Origin of the sequence: Leptospira vanthielii serovar Holland str. Waz Holland = ATCC 700522, from assembly GCF_000332455.1 — a bacterium.
GTDB lineage: Bacteria > Spirochaetota > Leptospiria > Leptospirales > Leptospiraceae > Leptospira_A > Leptospira_A vanthielii.
Window position 1 is genome coordinate 1 of record NZ_AOGY02000029.1, and the last position, 21272, is coordinate 21272.

The 21272-nt window shown below is 33.9% G+C and carries 21 protein-coding genes; all 21 read left to right on the top strand.

All coding sequences use genetic code 11. The annotated features are described in order from the left end of the window. Positions 1-401 precede the first annotated feature (401 nt). The 21 genes from LEP1GSC199_RS06570 (at position 402) to LEP1GSC199_RS21710 (ending at position 21121) form a co-directional block, all read left to right on the top strand. On the top strand, positions 402-791 hold the full coding sequence (locus LEP1GSC199_RS06570; RefSeq protein ID WP_039926257.1) for a hypothetical protein: 390 nt from the start codon (positions 402-404) through the stop codon (positions 789-791). An 81-nt stretch (positions 792-872) separates the two neighbouring features. Next, positions 873-2201: a TolC family protein gene (locus LEP1GSC199_RS06575; RefSeq protein ID WP_002979337.1), complete on the top strand. Its 1329-nt coding sequence runs from the start codon at positions 873-875 to the stop codon at positions 2199-2201. A gap of 1 nt (position 2202) precedes the next feature. Then, complete coding sequence (locus LEP1GSC199_RS06580; RefSeq protein ID WP_002979316.1) at positions 2203-3264, top strand: efflux RND transporter periplasmic adaptor subunit; 1062 nt, start codon at positions 2203-2205, stop codon at positions 3262-3264. Then, on the top strand, positions 3248-6520 hold the full coding sequence (locus LEP1GSC199_RS06585) for an efflux RND transporter permease subunit (RefSeq protein WP_051999739.1): 3273 nt from the start codon (positions 3248-3250) through the stop codon (positions 6518-6520). Before LEP1GSC199_RS06580 ends, LEP1GSC199_RS06585 begins: the two co-directional genes overlap by 17 nt. Before the next feature lie 12 nt (positions 6521-6532). Beyond that, complete coding sequence (locus LEP1GSC199_RS06590) at positions 6533-6874, top strand: hypothetical protein (protein ID WP_002979339.1); 342 nt, start codon at positions 6533-6535, stop codon at positions 6872-6874. Positions 6875-6936: 62 nt separating this feature from the next. Next, positions 6937-7587, top strand: a complete 651-nt coding sequence (locus tag LEP1GSC199_RS06595) for a class I SAM-dependent methyltransferase (protein WP_002979350.1) — start codon at positions 6937-6939, stop codon at positions 7585-7587. 37 nt (positions 7588-7624) lie between these two features. After that, complete coding sequence (locus tag LEP1GSC199_RS06600; protein WP_002979351.1) at positions 7625-8065, top strand: LIC13259/LIC11441 family protein; 441 nt, start codon at positions 7625-7627, stop codon at positions 8063-8065. Between the two features lie 84 nt (positions 8066-8149). Continuing rightward, positions 8150-8281 carry a hypothetical protein gene (locus tag LEP1GSC199_RS22075; RefSeq protein ID WP_269746523.1) on the top strand — a complete coding sequence of 44 codons (132 nt, stop codon included), beginning with the start codon at positions 8150-8152 and terminating at the stop codon, positions 8279-8281. A gap of 124 nt (positions 8282-8405) precedes the next feature. Then, positions 8406-9659: an adenylate/guanylate cyclase domain-containing protein gene (locus LEP1GSC199_RS06610; RefSeq protein WP_002979320.1), complete on the top strand. Its 1254-nt coding sequence runs from the start codon at positions 8406-8408 to the stop codon at positions 9657-9659. 468 nt (positions 9660-10127) lie between these two features. Beyond that, positions 10128-10340, top strand: a complete 213-nt coding sequence (locus LEP1GSC199_RS06615) for a hypothetical protein (RefSeq protein ID WP_002979328.1) — start codon at positions 10128-10130, stop codon at positions 10338-10340. A 9-nt stretch (positions 10341-10349) separates the two neighbouring features. Next, positions 10350-11198: a type I restriction enzyme HsdR N-terminal domain-containing protein gene (locus LEP1GSC199_RS06620; RefSeq protein ID WP_002979334.1), complete on the top strand. Its 849-nt coding sequence runs from the start codon at positions 10350-10352 to the stop codon at positions 11196-11198. 199 nt (positions 11199-11397) lie between these two features. Then, on the top strand, positions 11398-13530 hold the full coding sequence (locus LEP1GSC199_RS06625) for a tetratricopeptide repeat protein (protein ID WP_002979332.1): 2133 nt from the start codon (positions 11398-11400) through the stop codon (positions 13528-13530). 193 nt (positions 13531-13723) lie between these two features. After that, positions 13724-14359: a hypothetical protein gene (locus LEP1GSC199_RS20515; protein ID WP_002979324.1), complete on the top strand. Its 636-nt coding sequence runs from the start codon at positions 13724-13726 to the stop codon at positions 14357-14359. A gap of 124 nt (positions 14360-14483) precedes the next feature. Continuing rightward, on the top strand, positions 14484-14726 hold the full coding sequence (locus LEP1GSC199_RS06635; RefSeq protein ID WP_002979318.1) for a hypothetical protein: 243 nt from the start codon (positions 14484-14486) through the stop codon (positions 14724-14726). A gap of 193 nt (positions 14727-14919) precedes the next feature. Next, complete coding sequence (locus LEP1GSC199_RS06640) at positions 14920-16350, top strand: hypothetical protein (RefSeq protein WP_002979330.1); 1431 nt, start codon at positions 14920-14922, stop codon at positions 16348-16350. Positions 16351-16603: 253 nt separating this feature from the next. Continuing rightward, the gene (locus LEP1GSC199_RS06645; protein WP_002979335.1) at positions 16604-16840 is read left to right on the top strand and encodes a type II toxin-antitoxin system Phd/YefM family antitoxin; all 237 of its coding nucleotides are present in this window, start codon (positions 16604-16606) and stop codon (positions 16838-16840) included. Next, positions 16840-17241: a type II toxin-antitoxin system VapC family toxin gene (locus LEP1GSC199_RS06650; RefSeq protein WP_002979322.1), complete on the top strand. Its 402-nt coding sequence runs from the start codon at positions 16840-16842 to the stop codon at positions 17239-17241. Before LEP1GSC199_RS06645 ends, LEP1GSC199_RS06650 begins: the two co-directional genes overlap by 1 nt. A gap of 205 nt (positions 17242-17446) precedes the next feature. Continuing rightward, positions 17447-17962, top strand: coding sequence for a hypothetical protein (locus LEP1GSC199_RS06655; RefSeq protein WP_051999740.1), 516 nt, complete (start codon positions 17447-17449; stop codon positions 17960-17962). Between the two features lie 395 nt (positions 17963-18357). Then, a complete protein-coding gene (locus LEP1GSC199_RS06660; RefSeq protein WP_002979344.1) occupies positions 18358-19509 on the top strand; it encodes an IS91 family transposase in 1152 nt (383 codons plus the stop codon). 291 nt (positions 19510-19800) lie between these two features. Beyond that, entirely contained in the window at positions 19801-20571 is a 771-nt protein-coding gene (locus LEP1GSC199_RS06665) for an Lp29 family lipoprotein (protein WP_039926273.1), read from the top strand. A gap of 37 nt (positions 20572-20608) precedes the next feature. After that, the gene (locus LEP1GSC199_RS21710) at positions 20609-21121 is read left to right on the top strand and encodes a hypothetical protein (RefSeq protein ID WP_002979341.1); all 513 of its coding nucleotides are present in this window, start codon (positions 20609-20611) and stop codon (positions 21119-21121) included. Positions 21122-21272 lie beyond the last annotated feature (151 nt).

Here is a 21272-nt window from a genome sequence, read left to right on the forward strand (position 1 = left end):
GTNTACCAACTTTGATTTTAATAGGTGTTTTCGGATGATGCCTATCTTGTCATCCGCTTTGAACGTACGTCTTTCTCTTACTTGTTTTTCCATCTCTAATCTCCATTTTCGGCTTGGAGTATTAGCTTAATTTAGGTCAGCAAAATTGCGTTTTCATCTGAACTGGAATAGAATCCGGAGAAATTTGTTAAAAAAAGCCTTCTTTTTATTCTACCTCATGATTTTAAAAAAGTTGAGTCTGTTCAAATTAAATTTCTATTAAAAGATTTAAAATTTTTTTCATTATTATTCTAATTATAAACTATCAATTTCCAACTTATTATCCTTGCTCTTTCTCTTTAGGTCAACTTTTTTCCTAAAAAAGTTCTTGCCATATAGATTCATACGTCTAAAAAAGTGCTATGAGGAAGATTTTAATTTTACTACTGGCAATTGCTATTTCTTTTAGCTTTGATTGCCGTGATCTAATGGCGTCTAAAATTGTCTACCACCTCATAAAAATTCAGTCCACTCACTCTAAACCCAAATGCCACCAAGAAAAAGACTCCTCTAAGAAAGACTGTGATTGCACTAAAACGAAAGCTATTAGTATTGAAGATTCTTCTAAGGATTTAAAGAAGACGTTTCGTATCGAGTTTGTTTTCGGTTCTCCTCTAAATGTAACCTGTGCTTTAGATATTTCATCTAACGCATTTTTTTCTTTTGTTCCAAAAATCCTTTCCCCTCATCCAAAAATCCTTTCCCCTCATCCAAAACCATCTCCAGTAAAAACGATTCATCTCCTAATCTGATTTTAACCTCCTATTTTTCCTTTTTAGGTTATACACCTAGTTTATTTATTAATACTATTTTCATCCTTTAGGAGGACTGTAATGAATCGAGTAATTATTATTGTACTTTTTCTTTTAACAGTAGTTATTTACCCACAAGAAGTTGATACTCAGTTAGAAAATTTAATTTCATTACACCCTGAAATTAAGTCCCTTGACGCAGAGCTAAATTCTAAACGCGCCAATGCAGGTCATGAAACAACTTACCCCGATCCCAAGATTGGAGTAGCATTTCGAAATTACCCAACGCGTTCTTATACTCCCAATGATCGAGCTTATGATACACCGAGCATGACTGGAATCGAATATAGTATCTCACAAGAAATTCCTTTTCCTGGTAAATTAACCTTGCAGGGTAAGGCTGGCAAATTAATGGAAATGGAATTTTTACATTTTGCTAAATCTCGCAAAAATCAATTTCTGCTGGAATATCTTTCCCAATTAGTTCGATTAAAAAGCTCCGAGAAAAAAATAATCTTAAATGATCTGATTCGAAAAACTTTAGAAAGCCAGAAAACAATTTCTGCTTCTACTTTTGCCACTGGAAATTCTGCTTTGTCTAAAACTCTAAAATTACAGGTGGAAGGGACTGTTTCGCAAGAGCGTGAAATTGAATTTACCCGCGACAAAAAAAACGCAATCGCTTCCTTAGAATATTTCAAAACAGATAATACAAACCTTGCTAAAATTCTAGAGGTGGACGCCAGCAAATATCTTTTAGAAAAGTTAGCATTCGTCAAATCTGAAAAGCAAAATCTCAAACTAAACTTAGTCGAAAATCCAAACTACAAATTGGCATCTGTCGCAATCGAGCGCGCAAAAAATGAGAGCAAACTTTCAAGTATTCTCCATGCGCCTGATACGGAAATTTTCTTTGCCTATATGAAAAGACGAAACCAGATAGTCACTGTAGATAACGGTCCATTAGATTACCGGATAATGGATAATACCGAATATCGAGGTAATTTATTTTCGTTTGGGATAAATGTTAGAGTTCCAGTTTGGTCTTTTTTCTCCAGTCATGATCTAAAAGAAAGATCCCAAGAAAACACAAAATCAAAAACATTCGAGCTAGAAAGAAATAAACTATTTCTTGAATCGAACTTTGATAAACTATTTGTTACTCTCGAATCATTAGAGTCTCAAATTGAACTCTATCAGAAAAAATTACTTCCTGAGCTTAGTAAAAGCTTATCAGCATTATCCTCTCAATATGGTTCGGGAAAAATTGATCTAATCGAAGTTCTTGGTTTAAAAATAGAATTACAAAAAGCATATATTTCAGAAACAGAATTATTAGAGAAAAAAGCAATTACTATTCTTTTAATTCTAGAACTCACAGACAATCTAATCAAAAATAGGGAGAATTGATATGAAAAAACTTTTACATTCGACAATTACATTTATTATGCTAATTTCCTTTTTACAATCCTGTAAAAAGGAAAAAGAAATCTGGACATGCAGAATGCACCCTGCTTATACCTCTGATAGACCCGGGCAATGTCCTATTTGTAATATGGATTTAGTCAAGAAAGAGAAATCACAAGTAACCCCTCCTAAATCAGAATCTCATACAGAGCATGAACATGGAAATCCTTCTTCAAACCCTACAAATAAAAATGATGCGACTACTATTTATTTGCCCGAAGAAAAGCAGCAATTAATCGGCATAAAAACAGATATTGTAACAATTAGAAGTCTGAATAAAAGTATTAACGCATATTCCAGAGTAGCCTATGACCCTGAGCTTTATACTGCCATCTTAGAATATAAAGAAGCGCGAAAAGCAGGGCAAATGCTTAGCGAAGATTCAAGTGTAGTTTTACCAAATTCTCTCTTAAATTCAAGCATTGTCCGACTTAGACAATTAGGACTTTCCGATTCGCAGATATCTGAGTGGGGTAACTCAACTCGAAATCCAGATGAGCTTATCTTGGGGAGTAAAAATGGAAGAGCTTATATCTACTCCTCCATTTACGAAGCTGATATTGCATATGTGAAACGCGGACAAAAAGTAATTTTAAAAATAGATTCCTTTCCAGATAAAATATTCACTGGCACAATTCAAAGCATAGACTCTATTCTAGATGAAAAAAATAGAACTCTTCGTTTCCGCTCTTATGTTATTGATAAGGATAATATGCTTAAGCCGCAGATGTTTGGTAATATAGAAATTTCTATTCCTCAAAAGAAAGTACTTTCTATTCCCAAGTCTGCTATTCTAAATACAGGCAAACATAAGTTAGCCTACAAGAAAGTATCAAGCGATCAATTTTCTCCGGTAATGATAAAGACAGGAATGGAGACCGATGAATTCTATGAAGTGTTGGAAGGTCTCCTTGATGGAGACGAAATCGTTGTAGAATCAAATTTTCTATTAGATTCAGAAAGTAAAATCAAACTTGGAGGATCTTCTAATGAACACTCCCATTAATTCAGACTCTTTTACCTCTAAAATCATACGCTTCTCTGCTCATAATAAATTTTTGGTATTAGTTGTAATCGGGGTAATACTCATTGGCTCCTATTATTCTATTACTAATATTCCTCTCGATGCAATTCCTGATCTATCTGATACACAGGTCATAGTCTATTCCCGCTGGGATAGAAGTCCCGATATTATAGAAGACCAGGTGACTTATCCTATCATCACAGGTCTACTCGGTGCTCCCAAAGTGAAAGTTATCCGTGGATTTTCTGACTTCGGCTATTCGTTCGTATACGTTATATTCCAAGATGGAACAGATATTTACTGGGCGAGATCGCGCGTTCTAGAATATCTATCTCGCATTCAATCTAGACTTCCAGAAGGCGTGCAAACAGAACTCGGTCCCGACGCGACAGGTGTAGGTTGGGTTTATCAGTATGCACTGGTTGATAAGAGCGGCAATAACTCATTAACCGATATTCGTTCTTTTCAGGATTTTAAACTTCGTTACTTGTTAAACGCGATACCCGGAGTATCAGAAGTTGCAGGCATCGGCGGTTTCAAAAAACAGTATCAAATCACTGTTAACCCCATTGCATTGCAAGCTTATGATATTTCCATGGAATCGGTTGTTCAAAAAATTAGAGAATCTAACCAAGAAACTGGTGCGCGGCTAATGGAGTTAAGCGGTGCTGAATACATGATTCGAGGCAAAGGCTATATTCGAAATATTTCTGATATAGAAGAAATCAGCCTCGGCACTGATACGACAGGAACTCCCATTCTAGTAAAGAATATCGCAAAAGTAGATTTAGGTCCTGATTTGCGACGCGGGATTTCTGATTTAGATGGAAAGGGTGACACTGTGGGTGGAATCATTGTTATGCGTCACGGAGAAAATGCTCTCTCTGTGATTGAAAGAGTTAAGAAAAAAATAACAGAAATTACTCCCTCTCTTCCGAAAGGATTAGAAATTGTAACTACCTACGATAGATCAACCTTGATCCTGAATGCAATTCACACCTTAAAAGAAAAATTACTCGAAGAAATGATTGTTGTTTCCATCGTAATTTTAATTTTCCTATGGCATTTTCCGTCTGCAATTGTTCCAATTCTTACGATTCCAATTTCGGTTATCATAGCGTTTATTCCTATGTATGCGCTAGGTCTTCAATCAAATATCATGTCTCTTTCAGGAATTGCAATCTCTATTGGAGTTTTGGTCGACGGTGCGATAGTAGAAGTAGAAAACGCTTACAAGAAATTAGAAGAATGGGAATCCGGTGGTCGCATTGGCGACTATCACGTTGTTAGGCTCGAAGCACTTTTGGAAGTAGGTCCTTCTGTATTTTTTTCTTTGCTAGTAATCGCTGTAGCTTTCTTGCCTGTATTCACTCTCGTTGACCAAGAAGGAAGATTATTTCGTCCTCTTGCGTATTCTAAAAATCTTGCTATGGCAATAGCGGCTATTCTTGCTTTAACTCTCGATCCCGCTTTTAGAATGCTTTTCACTAGAATGGATCCATTTACCTTCAAAAATAAATTCTTAAGTAAAACGGCAACTACCTTGTTAGTCGGTAAATACTATAAGGAAGAAAATCACCCTATCAGTAAAATACTTTTTAAATACTATGAGCCTGCCTGTGTATTTGTTTTAAATCATCCCCGAACGATAATTGGTTCATCTATATTATTAGTTCTACTTACAATTCCACTCTATCTTCACCTTGGTTCAGAATTCATGCCTCCCCTTTATGAAGAGACTATTCTGTATATGCCTACAACTCTTCCAGGAGTTTCCGTAGCAGAGACAGAGCGGCTAATGATAAATATGGATAAAAAATTAAAGCAAATTCCAGAAGTAGTCCGTGTATTTGGAAAAGCAGGAAGATCTGATACATCGACAGATAGTGCTCCTTTCTCTATGATGGAAACGGTTGTCTCAGTAAAGCCACAAAATGAATGGAGAACAAAAGAAAGATTTTATTCAAAGCTACCAAATTTCACTCATTTTCTATTTAGAAGTTTTGCGCCCGATAGAATCTCTAAAGAAGAATTAATTGCAATCATGGATAAAGAACTTTCTTTTCCGGGGGTGTCTAACGCATGGACGATGCCTATCAAGGCAAGAATTGATATGCTATCCACAGGTCTACGAACACCAATCGGTATTAAAATCCAGGGCGAATCGTTAGAAGAAATTGAAAGGCTTGGAATTGAAATGGAAACTGTTTTAAAAACCCTTCCCGGAGTTAGATCAGTTTTTGCCGAGCGTGCAGCAGGTGGATACTTTTTAGATATAAATTTAAAAAGAGAAAAACTTGCCCGCTACGGAATTACTATCGCCAGTGCGCAAACTATCATTTTGACCGCAATTGGTGGTGAGTCTGTCACTCAAACTATTGAAGGGCGAGAACGATATACGGTTAATATCCGTTATCCAAGAGCACTCAGAGAAAATATAGACCAATTAAAGCGTATTTTAGTTCCTACCTCGACTGACTCCCATATTCCCATTGGAGAAATTGCAGACTTAGAATTCAAAACAGGACCTGCCATGATTCGAGATGAAAATGGATTCCTTACCGGATACGTTTACTTGGATACAGGTGAATCGGATATTGGTGGTTTTGTAGAGAAAGCAAAATTGAAAGTAACCGAATCAGTGAAACTTCCTGCAGGTTATACTCTGCTCTGGACTGGTCAATATGAGAATATCATTCGAGTTCGAGAAAGAATGAAGTATGTAATCCCTATTACCCTCTTCATTATCTTTTTTCTTATTTATATGAATACTAGTTCTTATATGAAGACAATGATTGTTATGTGCGCTGTTCCCTTTTCGCTTATTGGGGCTGTAGGAATATTATTTATTCTAGATTACCAAATTTCAATCGCTGTCTGGGTAGGAATGATTGCCCTCATGGGACTCGATGCGGAGACCGGTGTATTTATGTTGTTATATCTCGATTTGGCGCACGAAGACGCAAAGAAGAAAGGACTTTTGACAAATGATACTGAGTTAAAAGAATCCATCTTACATGGTGCAGTAAAAAGAGTTCGTCCTAAAATCATGACTGTCTTATGTGCCATGATGGGGTTACTTCCTATTATGTGGTCTACGGCTACTGGATCAGATGTAATGAAACGAATTGCTGCTCCCATGGTTGGAGGACTTGTTACTAGCTTTGCGTTAGAGCTTTTAGTTTATCCCGCCATTTATTATTTATGGAAGCGAAAAGAATTAAATGTCATTCATTAAAAGGAGAAAACAATGAATAAAATGAAAGTAATGGTGATAGGAATTCTATTCCTATTTGGTACAACAGTTTGGGCGCAAGATGTTTCTAAGGTAAAAGCAGAACATTTATCGCAGGCTTCTAAATATGAGGAATTAGTGAAAGCACAGCAAAATATTATTGAAGAGCATTCGAAAATGAAAAGTGATTTTCAAAAGAAATATTGGATAAATGAAAAATTAAGTCCAAAGCTGAAAATAAGAGAAATGGAAACTCATTGCGACAAAATCATTGCGGATGCAAAATCTCAAAAAGCCAATTTTGAGATGATGGCTGTAATGCATAATTCTTTAGCAAAAGAGTTAGATAGAAAGTAAATTTAAGATAATTCAGAATTAAATATAAAAATTTAATTCTGAATTTCACTGAGGAGAGAACAATGAATAAGAAAAAAGAATTTATCCCTGCCTTAGGCTACGATTGGTTAACCGGCTTTTATGATCTAACAATTAGATTGACAATGCCTGAGAAAAAATTTCGAACCAAACTAATAGATGAAGTAGAGCCACAGAATGATGAGACTATTTTAGAATTTGGTTACGGCACTGGACAAAATATTATTCTTGCACACGAGCGGAATAATAAAACCAAACTAAACGGACTGGATATTGACCCAAAAGTAAAAGAGATAGCTGAATATAAAATAAAGAAACTTGGGTTTGGGATAACACTTGATCTCTATGAAGGGGCTACTTTCCCGTATCCTGATAACTCGTTTGATAAAGTATTTAGCTCGTTAGTTTTTCATCAGCTTGACGCAGAAACGAAGCTACCTTGCTTAAAAGAAATCTATCGCGTATTAAAGCCAAACGGTAATCTTATAATAGGAGATTGGGGAAAGGCTAAATCTAAATTAATGCGATTCTTGTTTTATATTGTTCAAATTTTGGACGGCTTTAAAACAACAAATGATAATGTGAATGGACTTTTACCAAAGTTTATGGAGCAAGCAGGATTTAAGAATGTAGCAGAAAAAGATTTTATCAATACTAGAATTGGAACGTACTCATATTATAGAGCAATAAAATAAATGTGAAAATTTTTGAATTCATTAAAAGGAGAAAACAATGAATAAACTTAAAACAATGGTAATAGGAATTCTATTCCTGTTTGGAACAACGGCTTGGGCGCACGACGGTAAAGCGACATTGGTAATGGAAGAGATGGTAAAGTTTCATGATGCATTAGTAAAAGAAACTTCAGGAAAGCTTGATACTAAAAAACTTACAGAACTTCTCAATAAAGGAGCTGATGATAAAAAGGACACGGAGACTTTTAAAAAAGCAATTCCTCTTACAGAAAAATTAGGAAAAGCAGAAACTCTGAAAGATAAATTAAGCGCCTACTCTTTGTTAGTCAATGAACTATCATCGGTTGTAGGTCATCATGATAAATCTAAGGCAAATTTATTCTACTGCCCAATGGAAAAGAAAAAATGGATCGCTAAAGGGGACACCATAGTAAATCCCTATCTGAAAGATATGCGAGATTGTGGAGAAAAGCAATAATGGGCACGGGTATGGTTGTCGTGATGGTTGTGATGATAGGGTTTATGTATTTTATGCACAAAGACATGATGTCTCATGATAGCCATGGGCGATCATGGAGCAAAAACAGAAGAATCTAAAACTGTTCCTAATAAAACAGATGAAAGTAAAGTTGCTCCGAGTAAAACGAATGAAGAGAATAAAAATCACCCAGAAGATCATAAACACACTCACTAGGATGATGACAAATAAAAAAACCAATAAGCGGACCCTGTTAGTGGTTGGCTTATTGGTATTAACCCCAAGAATTAAACAAGACAGAGGAATACCGGAGAAATGCAGTTTACCTGTAAAATAAAATATGAATAAATTAATTGAATTTCACTTGTTCGAATTGAAACAGAATATAACATTATCAAAATTTTTTACCATTGCAGTTTTAATAGCCCTTATTTTCATTATGCATACTTTATCTCTTGCTGAAAATAATGAACTTTGGACAGCGATCTCTATGAGATTGTATTATATTCCCATTCTATATGCGGTAATATTTTTAGGATTTATCACGAGTACAGGTGTAAGTATAATTGCAGCAATTGCACATCTATTTACAATGTTTTCCTCCGAGCATCATGTCCACACAGTAATGTTAGAACATTTAGTTGAAACTCCTTTTCTTGTAGTATTGGGATTAACCGCCGGATTTTTAAGAGATTTTCTTTTATTTGAGAAGAATAAAAAAAATGAAATCGTAGACCTTTTCGGAAAATATGTTTCACCACAAGTTGTAGATGATATAATTAACAAAAAGATTAAAACTGAGGGAGAAGAAAAAGAAGTAACAATTTTATTTTGCGATATTAAAAATTTTACAAAATTGGCAGAGAGATTAAATCCTATTGATTTAATATTACTCCTAAATAAGTTCTTTATTGAAATGGTTGAAATTATTTTACGTAACGACGGTTTCCTTGATAAGTTTATTGGAGATGCAATGATGGTCGTCTTTGGAATACCGGAAGCAAAATCTAAGGATAGAGAACTCGCCGTAAAAGTTGCAGTCGAAATGTTAAAAAGATTAAAACAGCTTAACGATGAAAGTTATTTTGGGAATGAAATACTTGAAATAACGATTGGAATTCATTCTGGTAAAGTAGTAGCGGGTAATGTTGGTTCAACTGAAAGAAAAGTATATACTATTATTGGGGATAATGTAAATTTAGCCTCTAGAATTCAAAGTTTAAACAAATATTATAATTCATGCCTTTTGATTACTGATAGTGTTTATCAAGGTATTAAAGAGCAAGATTTTAAACTAAGAGAAATAGATTCGGTCAGAGTAAAAGGTAAGGCGCTACCATGCGTTATTTTTGAAGTTTATTCAGAATTAGACGCAGAGGAAATAAAGAACAAAGAAAAGAATCTAATAAATTTTATGAATGCACTCATGTACTATAAGAGTGGCGATTTCCAGCAAGCTAAGATTTTTTTCGATGACGCATATAAGCAAAGCCCAAACGATTTTTTATGTAAGTTGTATTTGGAACGAATCAAAAATCTGTCTGAAAGTGAAGTTAAAGACTGGGATGGAATCTATGATTTTAAAAGTAAATAAAGGGTATAATGGAAGCACAACTGTTATGACTAAACAGGAGTTAATAAGACAACACGACAAAAGTGATTTTCCTTCGCCTAACTGCGAGTATCCACTGCGGAGGTGAACTATGTTCGGATGCTGTTCACCTCCTTGCTCCAAGCCGGCTTAGTTGTATTAGCCACATCTTGTAGTATTTTTGTTGAACTTACGCAAGTCCAGTGCCTTCGTTCCGGTCACAAAACTTGCAAGAGAATAATGCAAGTTTTGCGCCCTACACTCAGTCACGGGACTTGCTAGTAGTTGGTCGGCTCGGAGACATGACTTTGAAACTCGAAAGGTGCTACCGCACTTTCGAGTTTCAAAGTCACGTCGGATACTCTTAACGTTAGTCGCAATTTTTATAAATTTATGAAAAAACTTGCAAATTTGTCCCAGGTATGCTCTAACCTTCCTCTATAACAAAATACCTGTTAAAAGAGGAAAAATATGAATATTAACAAAGCAGTCGATAAGGCCTTCGAGTCCAAAAGTTTAAAAGAAATAGCAGATTCTCCTGTTTCAGCGTTACAAGGACTTAGCGAAGGAGATTCCGAGCTTCTATTGAAAGCATTCAATGTAAAAACAATCAGAGATTTGGCGAACCTAAATTACGTAAAATGGGCTCAAGCCATCGTTACACTATCTGATACAGAACAATAGGAGAAAACTATGTCAATTCCAGCAAAAGTACAAGAACGAATCATTGCTTCACTTAAAAAATTTACACCAATTCTTACATCTGCAAAAGCGAGAGATGTGAATGAGTCAGATACAGTTGTAATTATAACTGATATGCTATCAGAACTTTTTGGATATGAAAAGTATTCTGAAATAACGACTGAGCATGTCGTTAAAAAGACCTTTTGCGATTTAGCGATAAAAATCGGTGATAAAGTAAAATTGCTAATTGAAGTAAAAGCGATCGGACTTGATCTAAAAGATGATCATATTAAGCAAGCAATTGACTATGGTGCGAATGCTGGAATTGAATGGGTTATACTAACCAACGGAATAAATTGGCAAATATATCGAATTACATTTGCTAAGCCAATTGACAAAGAACTAGTCTACGAGCTGAATTTGACTTCCATAAATATAAAGAATGAAAATCATATTGAACCGATATATTATCTCTGTAAAGAAGCTTTAGGAAAATCGCTACTTGACGAATATCACTCACAAAAACAAGCCTTAAGTAAATATTATATAGGACATATGCTCTTAACTGAAACTGTCCTTGATGTAATCAAAAGAGAACTTAAAAGACTGACTCCTGGCGTTCGAATTGAAAATGAAGAGATAGAAGAAGTTCTTAAAATTGACATTATAAAAAGAGATGTTCTTGAAGGTGACAAAGCTACTGAGGCAAAGAAAAAAATTCAAAAGGCATCGAACAATTATATTCGAAATGTAAATACTACAAAAAAAGAAACCAAAGACGAGAAAGAAGCAAGTAGTTCAAAACCTACTGAACAAGCTTCACAAGGTACCACAGAAGCACCGCCAACCAGCCAATAAAAACTGCGACTAACATCGCGGAAACGCTTCGCTTCGGGACGAGCCCTCGCTTGGCCTACGGCACATTCCCCTTCTGGCACTCGCTTGCATACGCAAGCTATGTGGCCAGTCCCTAACGTCCCGTTCCGGGACTCAGGGTCGGGGAACGTCGTCTCCACTAATTCGTTATCTGCAATTTCCAATACCTTACCACTGAAATATGAAAGAAAAACAAAACAACAAATCTAAGAAAATTGAATTAACATTCGTATCGAATCTGTCTGATCAAAAATTTATTGGTGAACAATCAGGTAACCATGACGGTGATAAATTTATCGAATCACTAAATACTAAAATTGCAGAAATTTTAACTAACACTATGGAAAATTTCGGCAATGATTGGATTGTTTCTTTTGAAAATTTAATAATCAAATTAAAGTTTCGAGAAGCGTATGAAATTTTAAATTCAAATCAAGATCGCTTACAGTTTTGCACAAACACAAACGTTCTCAACCTTTTGCTAAAAATGGATTTAGAAATCTTAAATAAAGTAGAAAGATTAAATTTTCTTAAAAATGCGATTGCCCTAAGTCATAAGTTTCATTTACCTCATATTACTTCCAATTATGTTAATAGAATTTTACATGAATTTAGTTCAGAACTAGAGCCTTTGTTGCTGGAAAATTTAGAACTAGAACAAGCAAACCAGGCAGCCAGAGACAAAAAATTCAACTTAGCATATAATCTATATAATCAAATATTAACAAAAACAGCAGAAAACTCGACCAAAGCGTGGATATATCGAGGACTTTCAATTATTGCACCAACTCCAACTGAATATGAAAGATATGCAATGCTTTCATTTGATCTATTTCTCACAAGCGGCAACAAAGAACAAGCAATAACTGAATTAATAGGCTTATCGAATTTCTATTTTAATATTGATCCTGAAAAATGCATTTTCTATATAAATGAAGCTATAAATATTTTACAACCAGATAATCCACTAAATAAAGAAAGACAAGGTTCACTCAGATTTCATTTGGCAAAAACATATCTGGAACAAAATAAAATTGAAAAAGCAAAAAGTGCAATTGATGAGTCAATAAATTTACGTGAAAATCTTATCGGGAATTTGCAGGAACTATGTTCAACATATTATCTAGCAAAAGAGATATCACAAAAATTGGGAAACAATGATGAAGTCCAACTATATAGTGAAAAAATAGATAAAATACACCAATCAATAAATGACCCAATTTTTAATTTAAAAATCGAAGTTATCACAAGTATTGAAAATTTTAAAACAATACCTATTGAGTTTTTATCTAAAATCGAAAATCAGCCCGACGTATCATTAATCATTAGCTCTTATATATTATTTGGATTAAATAAGAATCTTCCAAATCATGAAAGATTTAAATTTTTAGATTTAGCCATTGAAGAAATTTCTAAAATCAAAATTGATACAGAAATTCTATCACTTGCCTATTATTCGCTAGGAAAACTATATAAAGAGGATAACAATTCTCCTAAATCCATCGAATTTATATTGAAAAGCCTTGATATTCATCCATATAGGCTGTCCGCAATTGCCGACTTAATTAACCTATATATTGAAATGGAGCTTTGGTCAGACTTAACTAAATTTCTCAACAGCAAAATTGAAATCTACGGGGAATACTCACATTTAAATTACCTTAAAGCACTAGCTTTACATAAAAATGGAAATGAAACGGAGGCACTAGCTTTACTATCCAAACTAGATGGCGATCAAAATTTAAAGCCCAAAATAGATGACTTGATATTAGAATGTGTTAAAAACGGAGGAACAAAACCTGTTTTCCAAAGTATTGTAAAACCAAATTCTTTTAATATTTTTGATTTTCGATCTATTCTATGCGAATGTGCGGAATCAATTTCTACAAAATCTCGAATGCATTTTTGGAAATACAATAAAGAAAAAAGGAAGCATAGTTGGATACAATCCCCCGAAGAAACTGCCAAACAATTAATAATACAGTATCTAACTGGAAAGTTATCATACATAGACTTTGAAATTTTGGAAGAAATTAAAGTATCGGCTGGACGAATGGATTTGTATATCAAAGGCGCAACTCAATCTTTCATCATTGAATTGAAAATTTGCGGAGAGAGCTATTCGTCTACTTACGCTCTGACAGGTGAAGACCAATTACTACACTATATGAAAGGCAAAAAACTTTACACGGCTTTTCTATTTGTTTTCGATGGCAGAACAAGAGATCAGGGAAAGCATTTTATCGAAACAAAATCTATAGGCGAATATACAATCTATACGATTGTTTGTGATCTTAATCCGAATGTTCTTTAGCAATTAGGAAACTGCGGCTAACAGCGCCTTAACGCTTCGCTTCGGCACAAGGCCTCGCTCGGTCTGCGACACATAGGCTTCTGGCACTCCCCTTGCATTCGCAAGTGTCGTTCCAGTCCCTAACGTCCCGTTGGGACTCAGGGTCAGCCTACGTCGTTAAGGCTAGTTCGTTATACGCCATGTCTAAAAAAATATGAAAAAGAAATTAATAGAACTTGTTATTGACTTAATCCTTTTTAGCGGAATTCCACTTATAAAAGCAGCGGAACTACCGTCAGCTGAGAACTATATTGGTTCGGAGTTTCAAAAATTTATTTCAGATAATGACTTATTTCTCGTTTGTTCGATTGTATTTATTTTTCTACTGAAAAGAATAATAGCTATTTTCGATAAGCCACTTGGAATCGAAACTATAGATGAGTTTAACAAAATAATTACCGCAATATTTACAGATATTATACGAGAATATTCTCATAAAGTTGCAGAAATAAGTTCAACTCAAGCTGTTCCATCTATCAGAATAAATATAATGCTAAAAACCAAAAGATTCTTTTTCTTAAACAGAATGAAGATTTACTATTTTTCATCGTCCGTTAAAAAGTTACATTTTCAAGAACTAGAACTTGAATATAAATGGGAAAAGGGTGAAGGAGCCTGCGGAACTGCATGGAAAAACAGGAGAATTTGCATTTATGATAAAAAATCTGAAACTTTTAAAAGTCCCGCAAAAACGCTAAATTCAAAGGTAAAGCCATTTTCAGATAAAATAGGATCAGTAATCAGTATTCCAATTTGGTCAATGGAGAAAAACCAGTTTTCGGAGTATTGAGCCTCGATAGTAATTTTACTATCGACAAAACTTTCTTTGACCGAGAAGACATCGTAGACTTGCTTGCGAAACATATTGACAGACTTTCATTAGTATTAGATAAATTAAAAGTAGGAATACGATTATGAACTATATCAAAAAAATTATTATACATCCCGCCGAATCAAATAAATATTCCGAAGTAGAAATTATAAAAAAAGAAAAAAAGAAAAGTACTCTAAAAAAAATTGGAGCCGTTCATATCGAAATTGATCTTAAAGATTTAAAAAACATAACATATGAATTAACTGAAGAAGAATTTGAAAAAATAAAAACCAAATTTCCTAACAAAATAATATCGAAGGAAAACTACATTACTTATAAATAAACGACACGGCGTATAACAGCATGGAAACGCTGCGCTTCGGCACAAGGCCTCGCTTGGGCTACGCCACATTTCCCTTCTGTCACTCGTTTGCATCCGCAAACTCCGTGCCAGTCCCTAACGTCCCGGCGGGACTCAGGGTCGGGAAACGTCGTCTCCATTAGTTCGTTATGCGACATACATGAATTAAACTAATATGGAACGATACTACTTTCAATTATCTTTCTTTGAAACACATCCTACCTCTCTAACATATCCAACTCTTGAATTTGTTGAATCTTGTGGTAGTTTGGGCGAAGACTTATTCAAAAATGATTCAATAATTTTCGTAGATTCAAATTCATTAGGAAATTTTCAAAATGGAAAATTTGTATTCCAACTGAATTTACTAAAACATTTATCAAAAAATACAAAAAGGTCATATTCAAATATCAGAAAAAATTTGTTGGATAAAATGGTTTTAATTGCCATGAGCACTGAAACGACCAAAAATCACTTCTTCCTTGATATTTTCATAAAAAATCTAAAATACTCTGAAATTCGGAAAATATATTTATTAAACCAAAACTTTAATTCGATTAGAAACAATTTAAGCATAAATAAACAAATCTATTTCAGAAATTGTAAAATAGAACATTTTGAATCATATATTGAAAGTATAGAGAATAATTTACATTTTGAGAATTCCAAAATAGGCTACTTTAAACATTCAAATGCATCGGATAACCAAACATTAAGATTAAAAAACTGTTCAATTAATTACCTAGATACTACTGCTCAAAATATATTTTTGGAAAATATTTCCGGACTAAGCCTATTCCTATTTAAGGCAAAAAATATTTCAAATTTAACAATTGTAAATGTCTCTATCAAATTCTCTAAAGAAACAATTCTAAAATACCTATACTTTGATTCTTCGCTTAATCGAATAAGCGATAAAAAACCTAAAGGATACAACATATTTGAAAAATTCTTATACTTCTATTTTAAAAAACCGGAACAATACATTCCCGGAGAAGTTCTCTTTCCGTATCCAACTGAAAATAAAATATCATATAAAAGAATCATTAATAAATTCAAAAATAACATAAGCTACTTTAAACCCAAAATTTATGTTGAAGAAATTGGAGATGGAATATATACATATAAAGAAGACCCGAGGATTGAAAAAAGTAGCATAGGATTTGCATACAATCAATCAGTTTTAATTAAATCACTAAATGAAATTTCCTCTACATTAAAAGACTACAAAGTCAAGGAAAGTTTAATTAATTATCACCATTATTTTAGCTCCAGGAATAATTATTGGAGACAATTATTATATTTCTTACATGCCGGATATCGTCGATTCAAAAGACCTCTACTTTTATTAATCATTTCCATCATCCTAAACACTTTTTTAATAAATTTAATTCGAAATGATTTCAGTGATGGATTACATTCAATTTATTTTAACTTTAATATTATAAGTTATTTTGAAAAAATATTATTTAAAAACCTAGAGTTCAACTTCAATTTTCTTTTAAAATTATCTTCGCTAATGCTAGAATCACTTAATTTTTATCTAATATTCTGTTTAACAATTTACATCAAAGAATTAATAAGTTTCCCAAAAAAATACGAATAAAATGTACGTCGCATAACTTCGGGGAAACGCTTCGCTTCGGCACGAGGCCTCGCTTGGGCTGCGCCACATTTCCCTTCTGTCACTCGTTTGCATCCGCAAACTCCGTGCCAGTCCCTAACGTCCCGTTCGGGACTCAGGGTCGGGAAACGTCGTCTCCCCTAGTTCGTTATACGCAATGGGTAAAAATCTAACTCTATTATCGAAGAAATATTATACTTGACAACTTGTCAACATATGATCTACTGAAACCACTATGAAGTCCTATGCCGTTGGCGAACTAAAATCTCACTTCTCCGAAGTTCTTGAATACGTCAAGAAAGGAGAGAAAGTTGGTATTCTATTTGGGAAAAACAAAAAGACAATCGCCATGATCGTTCCGATCAATCAAAAGATTGATGGAAAAAGAAAAATTGGACTACTTGATGGAAAAGTCAAAATATCTTTTGATAAAGATTTTTCCATTACCGAAGAAGAATTCTTAAATATTTAATGGCTTATCTTTTAGATACTCATGCTTTACTCTGGGTTATAGGTGACTCAAAACAATTAAGTAAAAAAGTTGCAACTATCGTTCAGGATCAGGAAAACCAAATTCTAGTAAGTGCAATTTCATTATGGGAAGTTTCTTTAAAATTTCGCCTCGGTAAACTGAAACTATCTGGTTTTAAACCAGACGAAATCCCAAAACTACTTGAAAAATTAAATATTAACATAATTGAACTAAACCAGGAAGAAGCTTCATCTTACCATAATTTAAAAGAAGATTTTCATAAAGATCCCTTTGACCGAATGCTTATATGGCAATGCATAACAAGAAAGCTCACCTTCATTTCAAAAGATTCGGAGATAAAGAAGTATAAAATTTCTGGATTAAAAACTATTTGGTCTTAGTTACCCACAGCGTATAACAGCATGGAAACGCTGCGCTTCGGCACGAGGCCTCGCTTGGGCTGCGCCACATTTCCCTTCTGTCACTCGTTTGCATCCGCAAACTCCGTGCCAGTCCCTAACGTCCCGTCGGGACTCAGGGTCGGGAAACGTCGTCTCCACTAGTTCGTTATGCGCAATGCATTAAAAAACATTTAAAGGAAAATATATGATAAATATCCTCCGAATAACCTTTATAATTTCTGGCTTTATATTTGCAGAAAATTGTAAAACCACTGCGAATAGGCCTAGTAATGAAGCAATATTCGATAAGAATCTTTCTTTATATGAAAGATTATCAGATGAGAAAGTTGCAAGTATATCGAATGATATTACAATCCGATTCTTTGATCAATATCAACATGGTAACCAAATTGAATTTAACTCTAATTCCGGAAAAACTTTCCTATGGTATCCAAATAATAAAACTCTAGTTTCAGGATTTTACAAAATTAAAGATAATCGCATCATTTGCTTTAACTACTCTGGGATCGCCCGAAATGAATTTACAGGAGAAATATCAGGAAATTGGAACTGCCAGGATTTGCTAACATATTACAATAAAGTTCGAGAGAAGATTAAAGGCAATGTATTCAATTTAAATGAAAATAAGGAAATTCCTTTTATAATTGAACGTTTTCCAGAACAAACAATCTTTGATTTGACGCAAAAATCAAACAGATGAAAGTTAGATATTTGAAATAAACGAAATTGTAAATAATTCAAATTTTGATATTTATTAAAAGAAATCATATAATAAATCTTTAATTAGTAAAAATTCAAATTAAAATAGATCCATTAAATCTAGATCGGTCCGATTGAAAGAATATTCTAAACCAAACTTAGCTTTATAATTGATAAATATTATTGCAAACATTCAATATAAATGCACAGCGCATAACAGCGTGGAAACGCTTCGCTTCGGCACGAGGCCTCGCTCGGGCTTTGCCACATTCCTCTCCGTCACGCTTCTTGCTCTGCAAGAAGACGCGCCGACGCTAACGCCTCTTCCAGAGGCTCAGCTACGAGGAACCTCGTCTCAACTAGTTCGTTATCTGCAATGCCCTAGAACTTAATTCTATGAATGAATTCCAACAAGTTTTATATAAGCAAATAGATAAGATTCAAGCTTCCAACCTGCCTACTCATGTTAAGAAGGTTGTTTCTGCTGTTGCTCTTTGTAGAACTAATGCCATGAAGGGAAGAGTCTATTCTTGTCCAAACGGACACTTCTCTATATTCATTAGAGAATCTTGTAACAATAGATCTTGTCCTACTTGCCAATCAGAAAATAAAAGAGAATGGAATTCTAATACAAAAGAAAAAGTTTCTAATTCTCCACATTATCATCTTGTTTTTAAGTTACCTATACGTGGCGTGTATCCATATATTCTTTCCCATTATAAAGAATTTATAGAAATCCTTTTTGAAGCTTCATCTAATACGATTCTCAAATTAATTAAGTACGCCACGTACCTAACCCCTACTACCGCATTCATTTCTGTTCTACACACTCATGGGGATGCTTACCAGCTTCATCCTCATATACACATCCTTCTCAATTCTATTGCTCTATCCAAAAAACAGGACAAGATTCTCTTACTAGATCAGACTCTCTTCAAACTTGATAACTTCAATTCTATATATAACCAAATTCTAAAGAAAGAATTAATTCTTTTACATAAGAAACATCCTGAACTTGGAAATGACTTCAGAATAAATATAGATAATATACATAAAGAAAATATATTTGTTTCTAAGAAATACGAATCACCTTTTCCTATCATTGACTACCTTTCCAAAACTATAAAAGGAAATGCTCTCGATCTTAATCAGGTCGATTTTTTTGATAATGGTTCCATTAATCTTCATAATAAAGATAAATCTTTTTCCTTTTCTAACCATGAATTTGTAAATAGATACATCAAACATATCATTCCACAAAACATTAAATCTATTCGTTATTCTGGTTTCTACAGCTCTGCTAGTAAATCTAAGTATGACCTCGTAAATCAATTATTAGAGATAAACAGTAAAGAAGAAACAGAATCAAAAATCAATGATGATTCCATTCTCGATGAGAATCATAAATTCCACAAATCTTGTCCTTTCTGCAATCAAAGGATGATTCTGTTAGAAGAAGTTGACGAATTCAAAGTTCCAGATATTGTTTACATCAAATTTGGAAAGGATCCGCCTACTGAAGAACTATTCACAAGACTTGTCGCTTAACTTTGACTCAATTTTGGACTATTAAATTCCTTAGTGAGAAAAAACAGGCAGCAAGCCAAACTTAGCATAGGGCACAGCAGATAACAGCGCCTAACCGCTTCGCTTCGGGACGAGCCCTCGCTTGGCCTCCGGCACATTCCTCTCCGTCACGCTTCTTGCTCCGCAAGAAGACGCGCCGACGCTAACGCCTGCCCTGCAGGCTCAGCTAAGAGGAACGTCGTCTCCGCTAGTTCGTTATGCGTAATTGCAAAAAGTTGTTTGCTTTTTTGCATCTTTAACAAAAATATGAAAATGAAATTTTTAATCCCGATTTTTATTACTATACTAGGATGCAGCTCATACACTAGTTATTTAGCGCCCGATTATAAAAATAACACCTTATCATCAAACAAACGAATCGCTTTAATTGGATTTTTGAACTATGAGTTTCAAATGGCTAAAGATAGAGAAGGAAATTTCTATAGGTCATCTGCATCCCTAAATTACAACAAATCCATGAAACAACTATTTCCAGCAGGTAAAGATGTATCATCTTTTAATTCTAATAATATTAATAATCAAATCAGTCGAGAAAATTGTTTAGAATTCGTTTATCAATATTTAGATGTCGTGAAAGAATCTGGGAAAAAAGAATTAATTAAATTTATTGAATTTGAATTAACCCCAGATACTTCTAAATCAAAATGTGCAGTAAAATCAGAAAATATCGACTATTACATTCTTGGTATTCCAGGAAAATCATTTAATTCATGGAGAAACTATGACGAAAGTTTCATGGGTTATATAAAAAATATCGCATCTATCTTAACTTTATTTATCTATCCCACACATAAAGCAGAACCAGTGAATGCATTTTTCTATGTTTATGATCCAAAATTAAAGTTAATTGAAAAATTCGAATATAACAAGCAAGTAAAAATTACAACTTCTTGGTGGTTTAATTTAAATTTAGCGGACAAAGATAGAGTATCCCAAGATATCACAGCAAGCATAACTAAATCCCAAGAAAACATTACGAAGGAATTTGCATTTGATTTTTACTCAAAATACCAAAAGAAATAATTTTAAATATTAATTAAGATTAAAAAAAGGAAAAAAAATGAAACTCAACCTAAAAATAATTTCACTACTGATAGTAATAGCACTAAACAATTGCGTATTTCTACCAGACTATTCAAATAACTTCAAAAAATATCCAGCAAAACCGGATAGAAAAACAATTTCAGTAACTAAACCAGAAAGTAGATTTGAAACTTTTGGTAAAAATTTTCCCTATACTTTTGTTGTATACCAAATTGAAGAAAATTTAAAATTTTCAGAATTATTCTCTGAAGTCAAAGAAACAGAAGGAGAATATGTTTTAACCGCAGAAAGTATAGATGATAAATATGGAGATTCAGCATTAGACGTTACTTATAACATTAAACTTGAATATTCGTTACATCACAAAAATAAACTAATCTTTAAAAACACTTACGAAGGTTCTGGATTTTCTAAAGTTACCGAACACTTCATGTCTGGTTTCAGAGCAAGACTTGCAAGGGAGAGAGCACTACAGGTAACAATCAACAAATTATTAGATGATCTTGTTGTGTTGAAAATTATTAAATAATAATTGAAACAAATTATTTTCATTAGGATTTAGCATTTTGCAACTACGCATAACAGCGACTAACCGCTTCGCTTCGGCACAAGGCCTCGCTTGGGCTGCGCCACATAGGCTTCTGGCACTCCCCTTGCATTCGCAAGTGTCGTTCCAGTCC